We start from the raw sequence: 19,723 nt of genomic DNA on the forward strand, positions 1-19,723 counted from the left end.
TTGCCGGAAATAAAAAAATCCTCAAAAGGGATTTCTCCAAAAAAACTCTCTGATCTAAAAGTGGTAGTTCTCTGCATTGCAGCAGCTACCACTTTTTGGATTTTAAACGCCCTAAACAAGGACGATTATAATACGATTGTGGACTTTCCAATAGAGATCGTCTACAATGAAGAGGCTTATATGCCTGTCAAACAATTGCCCTCAAGCATAGAAATAGAAATCAATGGGAATGGATGGGATTTATTGAGAAAGTACTTTAATATCAATGAAACACCATTTCAAATTGATTTAGAAAATCCCGCATCAAAAGACTACATCCTTACTACTGATCTGAAAAGATCTTTAGGTGATTTTTTAAGTCCTACCCAATTAATTTCGGTTTTGGAAGATTCCATCCAATATCAAATTGACCAAATTCAGACTGTTCAGCTAAAACCACAATTAGATTCAAACTCCTATTCTTTAGCTAACAATTTCAGGCTCTTAGGAGATATTAAATTCGAACCCTCTACTATCAAAGTAAAAGGTCCAAGCTCCGTCTTGAAAACATTTGAAGGAACTTTCCCTGTGAAGATGAACAAGGATAAAATCAACGAAAATGTGAATCAAGACATTGAACTAGAGATTCCAAAAGATCTAAGTAATAAGCTTAGTTTGACTGAAGAAGAAATCAATGTGCAGTTTGAAGTGGTGGAATTTTTACCTGGAAACAAAAGACTGAAAGTCAAAAAAATCAATTTTCCTCGAACAGCAACGATGGAAAATGAGGAAATGACGATCATGATGTTTTACTTGGTCGATGAGAGAAATCTAAATGATCTGAAAGAATTGGAATTCGAGGCAGTATTGAATTATTCTCAAAGAAATAAAGAGGATAGCACCATAACTGTTAAAGTAGAACCGATGCCAGGTTATCTAGACCAGGTGCGAATTGAACCCGCAACGATTAAGCTCAAATATGAGTAGAAGACATCCCCTTTTGGTTGGGCTAACTGGAGGAATCGGATCCGGAAAATCCACTGTCGCCAAGATTTTTCAAATTTTAGGTATTCCCTGTTACTTTGCTGATGATCGAGCGAAATGGTTAATGGCTAATGAACCAAAGTTGATCGAAGGGATAAAAGCGAATTTTGGTCCTGAATCTTATTTGGAAGACGGAACAATCAACAGATCTTATTTGGCAGAGAAGGTATTTTCGGATCCTGAAAAAGTAAAAAAAATCAATGCATTAGTACATCCTGCAGTTGGCAAGGATTTTAAAACTTGGGCAGAAAATCAAACTAGCCCCTATGTTTTAAAGGAAGCTGCATTGATTTTTGAGACAGGGAGTAACAAAGACTTAGATTATGTCATCAATGTCAGCTCGCCTATCAAAGTCAGAATTGCCAGAGTATTGATGCGTGATAATCACCGAACTGTCGAGCAGGTGAATAATATTATCGATCAGCAATTGCCTGATGAAAACAAGAATGAATTAGCGGATTTTGTAATAAAGAATGTGGATAATAAATTATTGATTCCTCAAGTATTGAAAGTCCATGAAGTCCTAATTGCGAAATCGAATTAATTAATAATTTCTTTTCCTACCCCACTGATTTTTAAATTTTCTGATGAAAGGATACAACCCGAACCAATGGTTTCGCATCTTATTTCTTATCCAAAAGTCTGACACACTTTTCCGGTTAGCTCCATTGATGCTAATCATTTTGGTTTATTCTTTAGGCATCGCCTGGTTTGAAATCGAATACTTAAAAATCGGTGAAGACAGTTGGGTTCAATACCTACCGGCCATGCATAGTTTATTGAGTTTTGTTATTTCCATTTTGATGGTTTTCAGAACAAATACCGCTTATGACAGATGGTGGGAAGGGAGAAAGCTTTGGGGAGCATTGGTAAACTGCAGCCGGAATTTTGCTTTGAAAATGTCTTCCGTCCTTGACCAAAATGATGAAGTGAACCGAAAGTTTTTCCGAAAAAGTATTCCCGTTTACGCTTTCGCATTAAAAGAACATTTGCAATCCAATGTGACGCTTTATATGCTTGACGATACCGATCATGAAGAAATCAAACCAGAAATTGATGTCAAAAAGCATGTGCCCAATCAGGTCGCTAAAATCATGTTTAACAGAGTCAATAAATTGTACAAAGCAGAGAAAATCAGTGGAGATCAATTGATCGTATTGAATAATGAGTTGACTGCGTTTACTGATATCTGTGGAGCTTGCGAGCGTATAAAAAACACGCCTATTCCCTACTCTTATAGCTCATTTATCAAGAAGTTTATTCTGGTTTATGTGATGACTTTGCCATTGGGCTTTGTATTTACTTTAGGATATTATGCCGCTCCGATCGTTACATTTATTTTTTATGTTTTGGCAAGTTTGGAATTGGTAGCTGAGGAAATCGAAGAACCATTTGGAACGGATATGAATGACCTTCCGATGGAAAAGCTTTCCGAAAACATTAAAAAACACGTAGAGGAGTTAATCTGATTATAGGAGTTTCTCCGACCAACTTTTATTGACGATTTTCCAAACCCCATCGATTTTCATCAACGTCAAGAAATCATAGTAATAAATTCCCGGCCAATAAAGCTCTGTTTCCACTGAAGCTGCATTTCCCTGAACCCGAATCGAAACGATTTCATTTTTATGAACTGCAGGATTTCTGGGCTCTCCTTTTGTAGTTGCCTCAGCCCAGGTATCAAAAGTAGTCAAAGTGAAGTCTTCCCCTCTATACCCAATCAGCCTAGCTTCAGGGATAAATGCCTGTCTCAATTTCGCTTTGTCGCGCTGCATCATTCCGTCAAAATATAATTGAACAGTTTTACTGATCAGTTCACGGTCGTTTGAAGTTTGAGATTTTCCTTCTGGAACAGCCATCAAAGCCATCATAAAAAACACTATAAGATATTTCATCAGTTTTGGGATTGAAAATTTAAATCTTATCCACATAAATCATTCCTAGGATGATAAATTTGAAGAATGAACTTTTGTTCGGTTATTAAGGATTGAATAAAAGGATAATTTTTCTCCTTTCATGAAACAAAACTTCAACCTACGTACGGTTAATGTCACCAGATACATACTTCCATTGAGGGAAGGTGGCTCTTTACCTGCATTGGCAGATGCAGATGACGGATTTAAATATGTATTGAAATTCCGTGGTGCAGGCCAAAGGGAAAAAGCACTGATTTCAGAATTTCTGGGAGGAGAAATTGCCAGACTTTTAGGCCTGAAAGTACCTGAACTGGTTTTTGCCAATCTGGATCCAGCTTTTGGAAGATCTGAAGGAGACGAAGAAATTCAGGATCTTTTAAAGGGTAGCCAAGGCCTGAACATTGCTTTACATTTCCTTTCAGGCGCTATCAATTACGATCCTTTAGCTATGAGCATTGACCCTTTATTGGCTTCAAAAATCGTTTGGTTGGACATGCTGATCACCAATGTGGATCGAACTTTTCGAAACACCAATATGCTGATGTGGAATCGTGAACTTTGGTTGATTGACCATGGGGCGGCTTTTCTATTTCATCATTCATGGACAAACTGGGAGAAAAATGCAAAATCGGCTTTCCCAATTATCAAAAACCATGTGTTAATGCCGCAAGCGACTCAACTTGACGAAGTAAATGAAGAGTTTAAAACTCTTTTAAATCCAGAGATTTTCCAGGAGCTAGTATCTGCTTTGCCAGAAGAGTGGCTATTAGCTGGCGGAGATTCTGATGACATAAACGAAATCAGAAATGTTTATTCGGATTTTCTAAGCCTCCGACTTTCTTATTCCGATCAATTCACAAAAGAAGCCCAAGATGCAAGGACAGCACTTATATGAGTATGCCATCATCCGGGTGGTACCTCGGGTGGAGCGTGAAGAATTTATAAACGTTGGAGTAATTCTTTGCGACTGGAAAAGTGGTTTTATAGGTTCAAAAGTTCAGTTAAATGAAGACAAACTTTTGGCTTTGGATCCGAATGCAGATCTTGAAATGATCAAAATCAATTTGGCTTCCTTCGAAAAAATCTGTTCTGGAAAATCCAAAGGAGGTCCGATTGCAGAGATGGATCTTGCTTCAAGATTCAGATGGTTGACAGCCGTAAGAAGCTCTGTCATCCAAACTTCCAGACCACATACTGGATTTAGTATTGATCATGCGGCTACTCTCGAAAGGTTATTCGAGGAACTCGTTATGTGAAATTTAATGAGTTGTCCTTACTGGATTTCTATTAATTCGGTAATAGTCGAACCAGCCAAATCATCTTTTGGTAGGCTGAAGTTTATATTTTTTGATTTATTTCCAACTTTCAGATTCACCTTTATTGAGCCGGTAAGTAATTGAGTAGGTTCAGATAAATTGATTTTCCATTTTCCTTCACTATACTCTTGAAGCATCAAAAGACAGGGTGAATTTACCTCGATTGAGTTTTCTCCCCATTCAAAAGCTCCTTTCTCATAAAAAACAAGGCCAAGCAAATTAAGCTTATTATCAACCACTGCCTGAATTTTACCGTCATTCCGGAGAACATCTATTTGGGATACATCATAATTTTTTATTTCATCAGGTGAATCCACTCCAGGCCAAATCAAATAATTATAATTTCCTTTTTTTGGCCTTTTCCCATGATTTATAGAAAGCTTAAATACATCTAGATTAATTTCCTTTTTTGAGGAATTTGAATTGATTTCAGACCATGATCCGATTTGATTTTGTGCAGAAAGCTCAATTGGAAGGGATTCAGGAAAATAATAGCCAATATTGTCATGATATACCCAAACATCCCCATTATCAATTTTGGTGAATTTTGAATTCAAGGTGTTTAATTCTCCATTTGAAATTACAGTCACATCTCCTCTGAGTCGAGACTGATTAACAGTTGTAAATATTTTCTCCTCCCTATCAGCTGATATTTCCGATCCGATACAAATTATTTTATCCCCAAAGAAAAACCATGCCTTTTTTGCTTTGGTGTTATATGCATTCATGTTGTAAACAGAAACTCCATTCAATTTATCGCTGACTCCCCCCACAAAATCCGCATTGCCTTTTTCTGCGACCCAATTAGTCCTTTTTTTCAAAGATTCATTATCAGGTGTTGTAGTTCCAGGAATCTTGGTCCATTCCCAATTTGGAAAAATATTGAAATACTCATCTCCTTTTACTGCCAGATACATGGCCCCTTCTGTTAGAAATTGTCCTGTTAAATTCTCCCCATTTCCAGATTCGGTTCGAATGGTTCTGGAAGAAGCAATATTTACAGAAACCATAAACTCCGGTCTTTGGTGAATGGTATAATCAGATCTCCAAAAATGGATATTTCTTGGTTGGATTTTGTAAGAAGGAGGCTCTTTTCCGTCAATTCTGTCTATTGCATTCTGGTATTCCTCCTGATTTTCCTCTATGTCTATTTGTTTTAGTTGTTTTACCAATCCAGAATTTGTTCTTGTCGCATTATTTCGAGCGATCCCCCTACCAATTACGCTGTAATCTATGTATCTACCCCTCATGGATTTTAAATATCCATTTCTGGAAAAATCAGAGATTAATGCGATTTGCTCAGGACTAAACGAAAAACTGGTACCCACTATGTAAACCGCGACATTCCTGATTCCCAACAAGTATTCTCTTCCATAACCATGCATATATAACTCAGGCCCATGCGCATGAAAGGACATATCTCTTTGTATCCCATCCCCCTTTGTAATTTGAATTGATTCTGATACAACTGAGACCGCCCTATTTAATAGCTCAGAGTTTTCAGTCAATACTGATTGCATTATCATGTGTTGAGCTATATCTGTAAGGTTAGATCCATCTTTTCCAGGTGATTTGGTTATAGACACTGTCTTATTCATCCACTTCAACATTTCCTGTTCTAATTCTTGCGGGACTTGTTGATCACCATATCTCATGGCAATTAATAGACTACCAATCTCTTTAGGAACACTGATACTTAACCACCACCAATTGTCTGAAATAGGTTCTGGCCTTAAATTCGTCCAATACCTCATAGCCTGAAGAATTTTAGAATAAAGCACCTCACTACCTTCATATTTATTTCCGGATCTCGTATATGCAATAGCCATAATACCAAGCCTCTTTATGTGCTTGTCAGGATTCCATCCACTCATTGATTTATCTTGGTAATTAATCCCTTCCCAGCTTCCATCTTCTTTAAAGGATTTTAGAATTACTCCCATTTCCTTTCCAAGATCCTCATCCTTAACCTTCTTCTGGTATTCTTTAAAAATTCGATTTTTTATTATATCAAAATCTGATTCTTGCTTCGCAAGGACAATTGTGCCAGTGAAAAAAAATATAAATGTGATACAGAATATTTGTTTGTTAAATCTCATTGGTTTGACAGTTTAACATGAAAAAAAACATACCGTTGACTTAAGTACGATATTTTAATCTAAAGAATAAATTTCAAAAAGAAGAACCATTTTACTCCCCTTTCTTTCATCTTCCAAAATCTCTCAGATAAATCTCTTCCTTCCCTACGCTTTCAAAATCAGTTTTTTTAAATAATGATATAACTATCTTAGAATGTTTTTAATCTATCTCTTACATCCGAAGTACATCATCCAGAAATGAAAAAATCATTATTAAATGCATTGGTTTATATTTTACTGGCAACACCAATTTTATCCTTTGCAGGCGTAGACACTGTTTCTACCCACAGTGCCATAATGAACAAAGAAATCAAAGCCGTAGTCATCACTCCAAAAAATTATGATACTAGCAAGGAATATCCTGTCACGTATTTGCTGCATGGATATTCAGGAAATTATGCTTCCTGGATTAAAGGAGCTCCTCAGATCGAACAATTAGCTGATCTATACCAAATGATCATAGTCAGTCCCGATGGGAACTTCGATAGCTGGTACTGGGATAGCCCGACTAATCCTGATTCCAAATATGAAACATACTTCATCAAAGAGTTGATTCCTTTTATAGATGAAAATTATGAAACCATCCCCTCCAAAGAAGGCCGAGCAATTACTGGATTGAGCATGGGTGGTCATGGGGCTTTGTATTTGGCCATACGACATCAAGATATTTTTGGGGTAGCAGGAAGTCAAAGTGGCGGCGTGGACATTACTCCTTTCCCGGAAAACTGGAATATGAAAGGATATTTAGGCACAAAATCTGAATTTCCGGAAAGATGGAAGGAATTCTCTGTAATGGGCCAGCTTCATCTTTTGAGTAAGAATAATCTTCCATTGATTATCCACTGTGGAACTGATGACTTTTTCTATCAAGTCAATCTAAAGCTTCACGAAGAACTCACCTATCTCAACATCCCTCATAGTTTCACTTCCAATCCTGGTGGACATACATGGGATTATTGGAGAGATTCTGTGCAATACCAGCTGTTATTTTTTAATAACTATTTTAAAGGAATTGCTCAAAAACAATAAACTGAACCGAATCCTCTTTAAACAATTCTAGATTCAGAATATAGATCATAGGCAGCTACTAACAATTGTCTTCCCGGAGTATTTGTGTACCGTTCGTATTTATAGATCTCTTCCCTTTCAGAGGTGTATGCGGGCTGATATTCCCCTTCTATGTCATCCCAAAGGATCAACAAAAAATCTTGTGGAACCCTACTTTTCCGGCCATTCTCGAGCCAAGTTTCAAAAGTTTGTTCATCTAAAGATTTTGGAAAGCTAGCTCCTTCAAACATGTGGGGATAATTAGATTTGTTAAGACAAAATACAAATGAAAACGCAGGGATTTCCTTTTAATAAGAAAATGGAAAGAAAAAAGGAATCCCTAATGAGATTCCTTTTCTATTAACAATAGACCCAAAATAAATATTATCTATCGATAGACCCTAGGACTTTCTTCATAAAAGCATTCCCGGCATCCTTTTCAGACATTCCTTCAGCCACCATCTCATGTACTTCCAGTGCGCCACAAAGGTTGGAGATCAATTCTCCAATCACATCGATTTCCGGCTCTTTAAGTGATGGTGCTTCAGAAATATTCTCCAATACTTCCAAAGCTGTTTCGATTTGCTCAGGAGTACAGGTTCTCTGAATCGTTTTAATTACTGGTAACTTCATTGATCAAAGCTTTTAACTGGTCTTCTTTATTTGTCTGAATTTGATTTACCAACTGACCTCCTTTGAAAGAAGCGAACGTTGGCAAGTTGTTCACTTGAGCCAATTTTCGTGAATTCGGAAATTTCTCAGCATCAACAATGACAAAAACCTTGTCTGCATTCTCACCAGCCAGTCTTCTGAATTTTGGCTTCATGATGCGGCAGTTACCACACCAGCCAGCAGAATATTGAACAATCACTTGATCGTTTCCTGCTACCAGCTCCTGCAAAGTATCTTCAGTTAGTTCAATCATGATTAGTTATTTGATAAGTAGTTAGCAACTCCTTCGTTAGTAGCTTGCATCGCTTCTTTTCCTTCTTCCCAGTTAGCAGGACAAACCTCACCAAATTTCTCAACGTGGATCTGAGCATCCAAAATTCTCAAATACTCATCGATGTTTCTTCCCAATGGAAGGTCATTGATAGATTCGTGACGAACGATACCTTCTTTGTCGATCAAGAAAGTTCCTCTGAAAGCAATAGGGGCACCTGCAAATGACCAAAGACGAGTCTCAGCATCAAAAGAATATTCTCCAGCCAATACACCGTAGTTCAAAGAAATAGTCTTAGCTGCATCAGCCAAAATAGGATAAGTAACTCCTTCAATTCCGCCTTCAGCCTTTGGAGTCATCAACCAAGCAAGGTGAGTTTCTTCAGTATCTGTAGAACAACCGATCACGACAGTATCTCTCTTTTCAAATTCAGCCAATTTAGACTGGAAAGCATGAAGTTCAGTTGGACAAACGAAAGTAAAGTCTTTTGGATAGAAGAAAAGAATCACGTTTTTACTTCCTAGGTATTGCTCTAGGCTGAAATTGTCAACGATCTCTTCTCCATTTACTACTGCTCCTACAGAAAACGCTGGAGCTTTTTTTCCTACTAATGCCATATTTGTGTATTTATTGAAAATTTGAAAACACAAATCTAGCTCAGGAATTAATACTTTAAAAAAGTATAGCCTTTGTTGAATTTTTCGAAATTCAGAACTAGCCAATTTTTATTTGGATAAACTCTAGTTTAAGCCCTCCAATAACTTCACCAGTCAATATCCCTCAGAAATAAATTTGCCCGCTACCGATTGCGAACAAAATCACAAATTCTTGATTGAATTATCCTATTGCTAATAGCTTTTACCTATTAAAACTAAAAAGACCCTGATAATCAGGGTCTTTTTAGTTTTAGATTTTATCGAATCCCAAATACGGGTGAAGCACCTTTGGCATCAGAATCCCATCAGGTGTTTGATTGTTTTCCAAAATAGAAGCTACGATCCTAGGCAAAGCTAGGGCACTTCCATTTAAAGAATGGGCAAGTTGGGTTTTCTTATCCTCACCTTTGAAGCGAAGTTTCAGTCGGTTAGATTGATAAGTTTCAAAGTTAGAAACAGAACTCACCTCCAACCATCTTTCCTGAGCAGCAGAATACACCTCCATGTCATAAGTCAAGGCAGAAGTAAAGCCCATGTCTCCTCCACAAAGTCTCAAAACACGATATGGAAGTTCCAATTTCTGCAATAATCCTTGCACATAGCTACTCATGCTTTCCAGCGTCTCATAAGACTTATCTGGATGGGTTATCTGAACTATTTCAACTTTATCAAATTGGTGTAGCCTATTCAAACCACGCACATGAGCTCCCCAACTTCCAGCTTCTCTTCTAAAGCATGGAGTAAAGCCGACATTTTTAACAGGAAGATCCTCTTCAGATAAAATGACATCCCGGTATAAATTAGTGATTGGAACCTCTGCTGTTGGAATCAAATACAAATTATCAGCTGACGCAAAGTACATCTGTCCTTCTTTATCCGGCAACTGGCCTGTTCCATATCCTGAATCTTCATTGACCAAAATCGGCGGCTGCACTTCTGTATAGCCTTGTGCCATTGCCTCATCTAGAAAGAAATTGACCAAAGCTCTCTGAAGTCTCGCTCCTTTGCCTTTGTAGACTGGAAATCCTGCTCCTGCAATTTTAACTCCCAAGTCAAAATCAATGATGTCATACTTTTTGATCAGTTCCCAATGTGGCTGTTTCCCATCGTGCAAAACAGGAATAGAACCATTTTCCAAAACCACTTCGTTGTCTTCAGCAGATTTACCTGCCGGTACAGAGCTATGAGGTACATTAGGAATAGTATATAAAAGTGACTTTAGTGACTCCTCAGCCGTAGAGTTTTGATCTTCCAACTCTTTAATCTGAATTTTGATCTGAGCTGTTCTCTCTTTGATCTCCATTGCTTCGGCAGCTTTTCCCTCTTTCATCAACATTCCAATCTGCTTTGAAATGGAATTCGATTCTGCTTGCAACTGGTCACGCTGAGTCTGAGTTGATTTTCTTAAATCATCCAGACTGATCGCTTCTGCCAAAATGGCTTCGGCATTTTGAAAATTTCTTTTTTGAAGTCCGGCCAACACACCGGCGTAGTTGTCTCGAATTTGATTAACTAACAGCATTTTAAAATCTTGGAAATTGAAGCCCCAAAGATAAGCATGTTATTGAACTATCACTGTTTTACTGACAGATGAGAATGGCCCAACCAGCTCTTTTCCATCTGATCGAAGCAAATTTACATTGACCTGATAAGTTCCTTTAGGTAAGTTGGCCACTCTAACCGGGTTCATCTCATCGATCTCGTACATGAAATCGTTAATTTTGATCTGAACTTTTAATCCATCCAGGTCCATATCTCCACCCAAAACCAAAAAATCTACAATAACTTCTTCACCTCTCTGATAAACCTGTTCACTTCTCGGGTAATTTAATGCAAGGTAGGGTTCGGCAGAATAAGGAAACGGTCTGGATTCACCAACCTGAAAATCTCTATCGACATAATTTCCGAAATTTTTCAAAGCCAAACCTTCGTCATCAACCAAATAAGCAACAATCCTATAACTTCCTTCAGTCAGCTCCCTTTGGAATATCGGAGAATAAAATCCAACCGGATCACCTCCATTTAGAATATTGAAAAGTTTGAAGCTCTGATCTCCCGCTTGTTCAAATTCATAATTCTTGATATTGAATTCGAAAGGAACTTTTCCCGGTTTGAAAATCTGATTACCTAAAGGAGTATACAATTCTAATATTGCGTCAGGATAACTGGAAGAATCTTCATATTGATAAAAAGTCACTTTTGGTATTACATCCAATCCGTTTGGCGAAATTTCACCCGTTTCCACGACGGATTCGTTTATTTTCTTCTTTTCATCAGAACAACTGGTAAGAATAACTGAAAATAGAATCAGGGAAATGAGTATTTTATTCATATCAGGGCAAATTTGATATTAAAGATATTTAATTTTAAAGACATTTAGAGAACTAACTTTGTAACCCACCCTTTTATGGAAATCCTTTTTGACGAAATTCCAAGCTTGGATTTAGCTGATTTCACTTCAGGAACAGCTGAACAAAAAGCAGCATTTGTAAAGAAATTAAGTGATGCTTACCAAAACATCGGATTTGTAGCCATCAAAAACCATGGTCTTTCTCAAGAATTACAAGATCGTCTGTATCATTCCATCAAATCCTTCTTTGCACTTCCTGATGAGATAAAAGCAAAGTATGAGAAACCTGAAATCGGGTTCCAAAGAGGCTATACCGGAAAGGGAAAAGAACATGCCAAAGGAAGAAATACCGGAGATCTTAAGGAATTTTATCATGTGGGCCAAGAGCTTTCCAATATCCCTGATTCAGATCCTTTAAAATCTGAATATCCGGCAAACCTTTGGCCAGACGAAATTCCTGAATTTGAAAATGATGCGAATGAGGCATTTAGAATTCTGGAAAATGCGGGTAAATCCATGCTAAAAGCGATTGCTCTTATTTTAGAATTGCCGGAGGATTATTTTGAAGATAAGGTTGCTTATGGTAATTCCATACTGCGTCAAATCCACTATTTCCCAATAGAAAATCCGGATGAAGTGCCTGCCGATGCAGTGAGAGCTGCTGAGCACGGAGACATTAACTTGATCACCCTTTTGATGGGAGCCAGTGCCGATGGACTTCAGGTTTTGAGAAAAGATGGAAAATGGATTCCGATTACGGCCTTGCCAGACCAATTGGTGGTGAATGTGGGCGACATGTTAGAAAGGCTCACGAATAAGAAATTAAAATCTACTATTCATAGAGTAGTCAATCCGCCAAAAGAAAAAATGAACTCGAGCAGGTATTCTATACCATTTTTTATGCACCCGAGATCAGAAATGGATTTGACTTGTCTGGATTCTTGTGTTTCTGAGGAAAATCCAAAGCTATTTACTGATGCCACCGCAGGTGAATTCCTAGATGAAAGATTAAGAGAACTGGGTTTAAAAAAATAAGATGTCTGTCAAAAAGGTACGATATTACCTTTTCCTGAAAGATATTCTCACGCTTTCACTCACTGCTTTTGGAGGTCCACAAGCTTTCTTGGCGATGCTTCTAGAGCGAATGGTGAAAGTACGTGGATATATTTCTGAGGATGAACTTTGGGAGCTGAATGCACTCTGCAATATGCTCCCAGGTCCATCTTCAACTCAATTGATTTCTGCGATTGGCTTTCGGGTAGGAGGACCCAATCTTGCCTATTTAGCTTTGATAGTCTGGATTTTGCCAGCTACAATCCTGATGACTAGCGCAGCTATTTTAATCTCATTTTTGCAGGAAAACACACCTGGAGCCTTAAATTTCGCACGATTTATCCAACCTATGGCTATTGGATTTATCATTTTTGCAGCTCAAAAAACCATCGGCAAAATGGTTCAAAGTACTGAAGCCATGGTCTTGATGCTGATATCAGCATTTATTTCATTCTTTTACAGCTCTCCTTACATTTTCCCAGTTTTATTGGTCATCGGAGGTGTTAGTACATCCATCAAATACAAAAAACAGCCAAAACTGGAAAAGGACGCTCCACTGAAAATTGAATGGGCCAACTTCTACTTATGGGCAGGGGTATTAATCTTGGCTGCTATCCTAGGTGGAATCACAAAATGGCATGGCATTCTGTTATTTGAAAACTTCTATCGTAACGGATCTTTGATTTTTGGAGGAGGCCAAGTACTTGTTCCTTATTTATACACCGAGTTTGTTGATTTTAAAAACTTCCTCAGTTCTGAAGAATTCCTGACTGGATATGCTATTTCCCAGGGAGTTCCCGGGCCTACTTTTAGCATCGCATCATATGTTGGGGCACTTTCGATGCGGGAAGGAGGAACAATCGGATTTATCATGGGTGGATTAATTGGTGCTGGAGGCATCTTTCTTCCGGGAATTTTTCTGATATTTTTTGTTATCCGTTTTTGGGATCAATTAAAAATTTACCGCCCGGTTAGGGCTGCTTTGGAAGGAATCAATGCCGTTTCTTGTGGAATGTTGATAGCAGCGGCCTATTTGCTATTTGAACCATTAGAAGCCAATGGAATGAATATCTTTTTCATTCTAGCGACCTATTCCATGCTCCAATTCACCAAAATTTCATCGCCGGCAATCATCGCTGGTGGGGTAACATTAGGCATTTTATACAACCAATTTTTCATGTAATCGGTCTTTAAAACGTCGAAATAAAGCCAAAAATGAACAAGTTTCGTTCTTGGCGCGTTTTAAAATCTAAATTACTTCCCTATATTTCTACTATGCAGGCATACGAATTCATCAACAATCTCATACCACCTCTGAAACTCAGTGATAAATCAGGGATGGCTTTGTCGTGGATGGAGGAAATTCGTACCGATATATTACCCGTTACTGATCAAGGCAAATTTTTAGGTCTAATACGGGAAGAAATGATTTTTGATCTAAATAATACAGACACTCCTATTTCAGAAATTCCTCTTGATAATTTGAATTGCTGGGTTTTTTCTGACAAGCATATATATGATGTTTTACGAGTTGGCGCTGAGCAGCGTAGTAATATCGTAGCAGTGTTGAGCAGGGAAAATGTCTATTTGGGCGTGGTCACCATGGAAGATTCAATAGCCGCATTTGCAGATAGTTTATCTATCCAGTCTCAGGGAAGTGTCCTGGTGTTATCCTTGTACATGACAGATTATAGTCTTGCGGAGATTTCCAGAATTGTGGAAACTGAAAACACTAAAGTTTTGAGTTCCTTTATCACCAGTGATCCATTGGATGATGCGAAAATCAAACTCACACTCAAGCTAGATAAACCGGAATTAAGACACATAAAAGCTACTTTGGAACGATTTGGATATAAGATTTTGGATCATTATCAGGAAGAAACCGGAGTAAGCAGTGAAGAAGACCGAATCGGTAACTTGCTGAGATTTTTAGATATTTGATGCATGAAGGTAGCCTTACATGGCTTAGCACTGAAATCAGAGTATTTTCAGCATGTTCAGCTTCTATTTGAAGAGCTAAGCAAATTCAATTTCGAAATATTTGTCACCGAGCAGTTGGACAGACAATTGCGCATGCACGGCAATAAGTCCTTACTTTATTGGACCTTGGAAGGCAAGGAAGATATGGCCAAGATGGATTTCATGATTTCCATCGGAGGGGATGGTACTTTGCTCGATGCAGTTTGCCAAGTTGGAGATTTAGAAATTCCTATTTTAGGGCTCAACACAGGAAGGATGGGCTTTTTGGCCACTGTTGCTACCACAGATATTTCTATGGCTATTTCTGAACTGGCCAATGAAAACTTTCAGATTGAGAGTAGAAATTTGATTTCCCTGGAATCTCATAAGAGGTTATTCAACGGACTTAATTTTGCATTGAATGAATTTACAGTGCATAAAAGAGATACCTCTTCGATGATTACTGTCCACACATATATTGACGGAAAATACTTAAACAGTTATTGGGCGGATGGTCTGATTGTTTCCACTCCTACGGGATCGACTGGATACTCATTGAGCTGCGGGGGACCATTGATCTCTCCTGAGGCAAAAAATCTAGTTATCACGCCAGTTAGCCCACATAATCTGAATGTTCGTCCAATCATCGTCTCAGATGATTCTGAGATCAGTTTAGAAATCGAAGGAAGAGCCGAAAAGTTTCTGATTTCGCTGGATTCCAGATCCACTTCTATTTCTTCAGATGTGAAATTGACCATCAAAAAGGAATATTTTCAGGCCAAATTAGTGAAGTTGCCACATTACCATTTCTTTGATACATTAAGGCAAAAGCTGAATTGGGGATTGGATATGAGGAATTAGATATTCCAAAAGATTGGTAAATTCGTGGAAATTAAGCTTAACAATTATTAACCCGTTAAATACTAGCCGACGTTTTTTATACGTTAGCTACTTCATAACTTGCATCGTCTTGAAAAACGTCAATTTTCAGATTTTCAAACACTTATTAATTTTCTTCCTTGTTTTTTCAGGTATTCACCTGAATGCCAAGGCACAGAAATATGAAATCGGTGGTGGTTTAGGTGTCGCAGCCTATTCAGGAGATATTATCCGTAAAATTGACCCGGGCCAAATTGGCCTTCAAGGAACGTTGTTTGGCAAGAGAAATTTTGACAATGTTTGGACGCTGAGAGTTGGGCTTAATTTAGCCAACATCAATGCAGCTGATAGCATTAAGCCCATTGATAGATTGGCGCAAGTGAGAGACGCCAGGTTTCGGGCAGGACTCATTGAAGCTTCGGCTGTGATGGAGTTTAACTTTCTTGATTATTTAAGAAATAATTCCGAATTCCGATTTTCACCTTACGCATTCTTTGGTCTTGGATACACCTTTGCACTTGCAAAAGGAAACACCTTTGCCTACAATGTTTCTACACGATACAGTCTTGGCACCGTAGTCATTCCATTTGGCGGAGGTATTAAGTACAGGATGAACGATCGATGGACATTAGCAGCTGAATTAGGATTCAGACCTACTTTAACGGATTATTTGGATAAGATCGACAGTACAGAGCCAGAAATATCCAGATTTCCAGACCCGAATAATCCCGATGCTCCCTATGGGATTAATTTTGGAAACCCCAATGACAAGGATTGGTACTATTTCCTAGGGCTGACAATCAGCTATACTTTCGCCAGTACCAAGTGCTATGCTTATTAATTAATTGAACCTTAGGGTAAATTATTGGAAAAGAAATAGCATTTTTGTACCTCCAAAAATTAAGGTATTCGGAAAAAACTGGAATGAAGGAAGAATTAGACCGAAACAGGATCCCCCGACATATTGCGATCATCATGGACGGCAATGGCCGTTGGGCCAAGAAAAAAGGCGCCATGAGGATATTCGGCCATCATCATGCCATCAAGGCTGTGAGAGATGCGATCGAAGGTGCAAATAATTTAGGAGTGAAGTATTTGACCCTGTTTTCTTTTTCAACAGAAAATTGGTCCAGACCAAAGGATGAGGTAGAAGGACTAATGGCACTTCTGGTGAAAACAATAGCGAATGAAGTCCCTATGATGATGAAAAATAACATTATCATGGACAGCATCGGTGATATCGATAGTTTACCCCCCTCAGCATACAATCAACTGATAGAGGCAAAAGAAAAAACCTCTAAAAACACAGGTCTCAAGCTCATTTTAGCACTTAGCTACAGTGGACAATGGGAGCTCACTCAAGCAGCCAAACGCATTGCTCAAAAAGTCTCTGATGGAAAATTGAAGGTCGAGGACATTTCTCAGGAAGTGTTTGCTGACCATCTTGAAACCCGGAACATTCCTGATCCTGAATTAATGATCAGAACCTCCGGAGAATTCAGGATAAGCAATTTTCTGCTTTGGCAATTGGCCTACACAGAATTACATTTTACTCCTGTGTTATGGCCGGATTTTAGAGAAAAGCATCTGATCGCTGCAATCCTCGACTACCAGAAAAGGGAACGAAGATTTGGTAAAACAGGTGAGCAAGTTAAATCTTAAGTAATTGATGAAAAGAAGTTTACTGATTCTGTTTTGTCTGGTTTGGACAACTTCAGCAATGGCGCAAATACGTTTGGGCCAAAGCCGCTATGCGTCTACCAAACCTGTCAATATTCTGGAGCTGAATTATCAAAAACCCCAGTCCTATAGAATCGCAGAAATAAAAGCGGTGGGGTTGACCACCTTGGATGAGATCGCGATTATTTCGCTTTCCGGCCTGAAAGTGGATGATACCATAGAAGTACCTGGAGAATCCATCTCCAATGCGCTTAAAAAACTTTGGGGTCAGGGAATCATCGGAGATGTGAAAATCCTTGTGACCAAAGTAGAGGGTGATGACATCTATTTGCTATTGGACTTGACAGAAAGACCGAGATTTTCCCGAGTGGAATTCTCTGGTATGAATAAAACTCAGGAAAGTGAACTTCGGGACAAAGTAAATATCCGTGGTCGAGTGGTACGTGATGACGTGTTGAATACAGCAAAACGAACCATTGAGAAATATTACCTGGACAAAGGATACCTGAATACAGATGTGAAAATCATTCAGGAAAGAGACACTACGCTTCCAAACTCGGTAAAACTTCGTTTTGACGTGGATATGAACTCCAAAGTCAGAATCAATGCCATAAACATTTACGGCAATGAGGAAATCGCTGATACCAAAGTCAAAAAGAAGCTTAAGAAGACAAAAGAACATGCACGGGTAAGTGTATTCAAAGATGTGTATTCACGTATGACAGATGCAAGTGCATCCGATTATGCAAATACTGTTTTCCACACTGATTCTGTTTCCAACGAAGACGTACAGTCTTACATCAATAAAAACTTCAAGCTTAATTTCTTTAGCGGATCTAAATACATCCCTAAAGAATATGCAGCGGACAAGGATAACGTCATCAGCTTTTACAATAGTAAAGGTTTTAGAGATGCTGAAATTATCGCTGATTCAGTCTATGATTTTAATGAAGATAAAATCAATATCGACATCGCAGTAGAAGAAGGTAGAAAATACTATTATAGAAACATCTCATTCACAGGAAATTACATCCACCCAGACCCTGTATTGTTAGCAAAATTAGGGATCCAAAAAGGTGATGTATATAACAAAGAACTTCTTGACAAGAGACTGAACTACGATCCTCAAAAAGGAGATGATGTCAGCTCTCTTTATCAAGATGATGGATACCTTTTCTTTAGCATTGACCCTGTTGAGGTAAATGTTTCTGGTGATTCCATTGACCTTGAAATGAGAATTTTTGAAGGCCCTCAGGTGACTGTAAACAGTGTAAACATCAAGGGTAATGAAAGAACTTCTGATCACGTGGTAATGCGTGAAATCAGAATTCTTCCAGGTCAGAAATTCAACAGAAGTTTATTGGTAAGAACCATTCGTGAACTTTCTACTTTAGGCTATTTTGATCCTGAAAAAATCAATCCTGATTTAAGACCAAATTTCGAAGCAGCTACTGTGGATATCACTTTTGAGCTGGAAGAAAGACCAAATGACCAGATAGAATTATCAGGTGGATGGGGAGGTTTCTATGGATTTGTGGGAACAGTTGGACTTGTGTTCAATAACTTCTCCATCAAAAACATCGGTGATTTTTCTAAATGGGATCCACTTCCAGTGGGTGATGGTCAGAAGCTTTCCTTAAGAGTTCAAGCAAATGGTAGAAGTTTCCAAAACTATTCTATCTCATTGACAGAACCTTGGTTTGGAGGTAAAAAACCACAAGCATTGAGCTTTAGCTTTAACCATTCGGTACAAAGACAAGTCGATTTCTATAATCAACAAAACTTTGGAAACGAACTTGGTTTCTTCAAAATCACAGGGGTAACTCTTGGTTTAGCAAAACGAGTGACTTGGCCGGATGATTACTTCAGTATCAGTAATTCCCTACAATTCCAGATTTATGAATTTGATGAGTTCGGAACCTCATTTGGTTTGAGCTACCCGACTGGTACTTCCAATAGTATTACATTCAACAATACCATTGCAAGAAATAACGTAGATAACCCAACTTTCCCAAGATTCGGATCTAACATCATCTTGTCTACCTCTTTCACTCCTCCATATGCTTCTTTAAATAAGAATCTAAATGATGAGTCTACAGATCAGGAAAAATACAAATGGTTGGAATATCACAAGTGGATGTTTGATGCTTCCATTTATACTCCTCTTTTCGGATCCAGTAAGTTTGTAGCGAGTGCCAGAGCTCACATGGGCTTCTTGGGATCTTACGGAAATAAAATCGGAATCATTCCATTGGAAAGATTCGTGATGGGTGGTGATGGGATGACCTTCAACAACTTTGCTTTAGGTCAGGAAATCATCGGTTTGAGAGGTTATGAAAACCAATCCATCACACCAGGTAGAGATACCAGAGGTCAAGAAAATGCAGATCCTTATGGTGGTATTGTGTATAATAAATATGTAATGGAATTGAGATACTTGATTTCTCCAAATCCATCCGCTACCATCTTCGTACTAGGATTTGCTGAGGCAGGAAATAACTGGGGATCTTATGCAGATTTCAATTCATACGATCTGAAAAAATCTGCTGGTATGGGTGCGAGAATCTTTATGCCAGCCTTTGGATTGCTTGGTGTCGATTGGGGTTATGGATTTGATGCCATCCCAGGTACGACTCAGAGAAGTGGTGCTCAATTCCACTTTACAATCGGACAACAATTCAGATAATCATGGAAAAAGGATTGGGATTAGTTAATTTATGCAAAAATTAAATTCTTTGTTTGAACTTTAATCAAGCCTCTAAA

General features: G+C 38.3%; 21 protein-coding genes. 13 read left to right on the top strand and 8 right to left on the bottom strand.

The genetic code is table 11. From position 1 onward, the window contains the following. Genes FHS59_RS08855 through FHS59_RS08865 form a run of 3 tightly spaced genes read left to right on the top strand, consistent with a single transcriptional unit; the run spans nt 1 to nt 2,492 of the window. Nucleotides 1-966, top strand: coding sequence for a YbbR-like domain-containing protein (locus tag FHS59_RS08855; RefSeq protein ID WP_184494789.1), 966 nt, complete (start codon nt 1-3; stop codon nt 964-966). Next, complete coding sequence (coaE, locus tag FHS59_RS08860; protein WP_184494790.1) at nt 959-1,567, top strand: dephospho-CoA kinase; 609 nt, start codon at nt 959-961, stop codon at nt 1,565-1,567. Before FHS59_RS08855 ends, coaE begins: the two co-directional genes overlap by 8 nt. Before the next feature lie 43 nt (nt 1,568-1,610). Continuing rightward, a complete protein-coding gene (locus FHS59_RS08865) occupies nt 1,611-2,492 on the top strand; it encodes a bestrophin family protein (RefSeq protein WP_184494791.1) in 882 nt (293 codons plus the stop codon). Here the strand turns inward: FHS59_RS08865 and FHS59_RS08870 are convergent, their stop codons facing one another. Then, nucleotides 2,493-2,918 carry a nuclear transport factor 2 family protein gene (locus tag FHS59_RS08870; RefSeq protein ID WP_184494792.1) on the bottom strand — a complete coding sequence of 142 codons (426 nt, stop codon included), beginning with the start codon at nt 2,916-2,918 and terminating at the stop codon, nt 2,493-2,495. Between the two features lie 121 nt (nt 2,919-3,039). On the opposite strand from FHS59_RS08870, the gene FHS59_RS08875 reads away from it, so the two are divergent. After that, nucleotides 3,040-3,834, top strand: coding sequence for a HipA family kinase (locus tag FHS59_RS08875; protein WP_184494793.1), 795 nt, complete (start codon nt 3,040-3,042; stop codon nt 3,832-3,834). After that, nucleotides 3,812-4,195, top strand: a complete 384-nt coding sequence (locus tag FHS59_RS08880; protein ID WP_184494794.1) for a DUF3037 domain-containing protein — start codon at nt 3,812-3,814, stop codon at nt 4,193-4,195. The genes FHS59_RS08875 and FHS59_RS08880 overlap by 23 nt, the downstream gene beginning before the upstream one ends. Before the next feature lie 17 nt (nt 4,196-4,212). On the opposite strand, the gene FHS59_RS08885 is transcribed toward FHS59_RS08880, so the two are convergent. Next, the gene (locus FHS59_RS08885; protein ID WP_184494795.1) at nt 4,213-6,354 is read right to left on the bottom strand and encodes a polysaccharide lyase family 8 super-sandwich domain-containing protein; all 2,142 of its coding nucleotides are present in this window, start codon (nt 6,352-6,354) and stop codon (nt 4,213-4,215) included. 237 nt (nt 6,355-6,591) lie between these two features. Between FHS59_RS08885 and FHS59_RS08890 the strand changes: the two genes are divergently transcribed. Further along, nucleotides 6,592-7,422, top strand: coding sequence for an alpha/beta hydrolase (locus FHS59_RS08890; RefSeq protein WP_184494796.1), 831 nt, complete (start codon nt 6,592-6,594; stop codon nt 7,420-7,422). A 17-nt stretch (nt 7,423-7,439) separates the two neighbouring features. Here FHS59_RS08890 and FHS59_RS08895 read toward each other — a convergent pair whose 3' ends face one another. The 6 genes from FHS59_RS08895 to FHS59_RS08920 form a co-directional block, all read right to left on the bottom strand. Beyond that, entirely contained in the window at nt 7,440-7,691 is a 252-nt protein-coding gene (locus tag FHS59_RS08895; RefSeq protein ID WP_184494797.1) for a hypothetical protein, read from the bottom strand. Nucleotides 7,692-7,824: 133 nt separating this feature from the next. After that, a complete protein-coding gene (locus tag FHS59_RS08900; RefSeq protein WP_184494798.1) occupies nt 7,825-8,073 on the bottom strand; it encodes a DUF6952 family protein in 249 nt (82 codons plus the stop codon). Beyond that, nucleotides 8,054-8,365, bottom strand: a complete 312-nt coding sequence (locus FHS59_RS08905; RefSeq protein WP_221444477.1) for a thioredoxin family protein — start codon at nt 8,363-8,365, stop codon at nt 8,054-8,056. Before FHS59_RS08905 ends, FHS59_RS08900 begins: the two co-directional genes overlap by 20 nt. A gap of 2 nt (nt 8,366-8,367) precedes the next feature. Then, on the bottom strand, nt 8,368-9,000 hold the full coding sequence (locus FHS59_RS08910; protein ID WP_184494799.1) for a peroxiredoxin: 633 nt from the start codon (nt 8,998-9,000) through the stop codon (nt 8,368-8,370). Between the two features lie 289 nt (nt 9,001-9,289). Beyond that, entirely contained in the window at nt 9,290-10,561 is a 1,272-nt protein-coding gene (gene serS, locus FHS59_RS08915; RefSeq protein WP_184494800.1) for a serine--tRNA ligase, read from the bottom strand. Nucleotides 10,562-10,600: 39 nt separating this feature from the next. Then, entirely contained in the window at nt 10,601-11,371 is a 771-nt protein-coding gene (locus FHS59_RS08920) for a hypothetical protein (protein ID WP_184494801.1), read from the bottom strand. Between the two features lie 75 nt (nt 11,372-11,446). On the opposite strand from FHS59_RS08920, the gene FHS59_RS08925 reads away from it, so the two are divergent. The 7 genes from FHS59_RS08925 to FHS59_RS08955 all read left to right on the top strand — a co-directional run bounded on the left by FHS59_RS08925 (nt 11,447) and on the right by FHS59_RS08955 (nt 19,646). Beyond that, nucleotides 11,447-12,424: an isopenicillin N synthase family dioxygenase gene (locus tag FHS59_RS08925; RefSeq protein ID WP_184494802.1), complete on the top strand. Its 978-nt coding sequence runs from the start codon at nt 11,447-11,449 to the stop codon at nt 12,422-12,424. Between the two features lies 1 nt (nt 12,425). Further along, nucleotides 12,426-13,625, top strand: a complete 1,200-nt coding sequence (gene chrA / locus FHS59_RS08930) for a chromate efflux transporter (RefSeq protein WP_184494803.1) — start codon at nt 12,426-12,428, stop codon at nt 13,623-13,625. Between the two features lie 92 nt (nt 13,626-13,717). After that, on the top strand, nt 13,718-14,383 hold the full coding sequence (locus FHS59_RS08935; RefSeq protein WP_184496081.1) for a CBS domain-containing protein: 666 nt from the start codon (nt 13,718-13,720) through the stop codon (nt 14,381-14,383). A 3-nt stretch (nt 14,384-14,386) separates the two neighbouring features. Beyond that, entirely contained in the window at nt 14,387-15,262 is an 876-nt protein-coding gene (locus tag FHS59_RS08940) for an NAD kinase (RefSeq protein ID WP_184494804.1), read from the top strand. Nucleotides 15,263-15,371: 109 nt separating this feature from the next. Continuing rightward, complete coding sequence (porG, locus tag FHS59_RS08945) at nt 15,372-16,121, top strand: type IX secretion system protein PorG (protein ID WP_184494805.1); 750 nt, start codon at nt 15,372-15,374, stop codon at nt 16,119-16,121. A 44-nt stretch (nt 16,122-16,165) separates the two neighbouring features. Beyond that, entirely contained in the window at nt 16,166-16,942 is a 777-nt protein-coding gene (locus FHS59_RS08950) for an isoprenyl transferase (protein WP_184494806.1), read from the top strand. A 7-nt stretch (nt 16,943-16,949) separates the two neighbouring features. Beyond that, complete coding sequence (locus FHS59_RS08955; RefSeq protein ID WP_184494807.1) at nt 16,950-19,646, top strand: BamA/OMP85 family outer membrane protein; 2,697 nt, start codon at nt 16,950-16,952, stop codon at nt 19,644-19,646. The last annotated feature ends 77 nt before the right edge of the window (nt 19,647-19,723 follow it).

Origin of the sequence: Algoriphagus iocasae, from assembly GCF_014206875.1 — a bacterium.
GTDB lineage: Bacteria > Bacteroidota > Bacteroidia > Cytophagales > Cyclobacteriaceae > Algoriphagus > Algoriphagus iocasae.

Bases quoted from the DNA above. Each gene is read 5' to 3' on its own strand.
- FHS59_RS08870 (WP_184494792.1), bottom strand. From the start codon at position 2,918: ATGAAATATCTTATAGTGTTTTTTATGATGGCTTTGATGGCTGTTCCA.
- FHS59_RS08900 (WP_184494798.1), bottom strand. From the start codon at position 8,073: ATGAAGTTACCAGTAATTAAAACGATTCAGAGAACCTGTACTCCTGAG.
- FHS59_RS08925 (WP_184494802.1), top strand. From the start codon at position 11,447: ATGGAAATCCTTTTTGACGAAATTCCAAGCTTGGATTTAGCTGATTTC.
- FHS59_RS08935 (WP_184496081.1), top strand. From the start codon at position 13,718: ATGCAGGCATACGAATTCATCAACAATCTCATACCACCTCTGAAACTC.
- FHS59_RS08905 (WP_221444477.1), bottom strand. From the start codon at position 8,365: ATGATTGAACTAACTGAAGATACTTTGCAGGAGCTGGTAGCAGGAAAC.
- FHS59_RS08875 (WP_184494793.1), top strand. From the start codon at position 3,040: ATGAAACAAAACTTCAACCTACGTACGGTTAATGTCACCAGATACATA.
- FHS59_RS08920 (WP_184494801.1), bottom strand. From the start codon at position 11,371: ATGAATAAAATACTCATTTCCCTGATTCTATTTTCAGTTATTCTTACC.
- FHS59_RS08890 (WP_184494796.1), top strand. From the start codon at position 6,592: ATGAAAAAATCATTATTAAATGCATTGGTTTATATTTTACTGGCAACA.
- FHS59_RS08880 (WP_184494794.1), top strand. From the start codon at position 3,812: ATGCAAGGACAGCACTTATATGAGTATGCCATCATCCGGGTGGTACCT.
- coaE (WP_184494790.1), top strand. From the start codon at position 959: ATGAGTAGAAGACATCCCCTTTTGGTTGGGCTAACTGGAGGAATCGGA.
- FHS59_RS08940 (WP_184494804.1), top strand. From the start codon at position 14,387: ATGAAGGTAGCCTTACATGGCTTAGCACTGAAATCAGAGTATTTTCAG.
- chrA (WP_184494803.1), top strand. From the start codon at position 12,426: ATGTCTGTCAAAAAGGTACGATATTACCTTTTCCTGAAAGATATTCTC.
- FHS59_RS08865 (WP_184494791.1), top strand. From the start codon at position 1,611: ATGAAAGGATACAACCCGAACCAATGGTTTCGCATCTTATTTCTTATC.
- FHS59_RS08895 (WP_184494797.1), bottom strand. From the start codon at position 7,691: ATGTTTGAAGGAGCTAGCTTTCCAAAATCTTTAGATGAACAAACTTTT.
- FHS59_RS08885 (WP_184494795.1), bottom strand. From the start codon at position 6,354: ATGAGATTTAACAAACAAATATTCTGTATCACATTTATATTTTTTTTC.
- FHS59_RS08955 (WP_184494807.1), top strand. From the start codon at position 16,950: ATGAAAAGAAGTTTACTGATTCTGTTTTGTCTGGTTTGGACAACTTCA.
- serS (WP_184494800.1), bottom strand. From the start codon at position 10,561: ATGCTGTTAGTTAATCAAATTCGAGACAACTACGCCGGTGTGTTGGCC.
- FHS59_RS08910 (WP_184494799.1), bottom strand. From the start codon at position 9,000: ATGGCATTAGTAGGAAAAAAAGCTCCAGCGTTTTCTGTAGGAGCAGTA.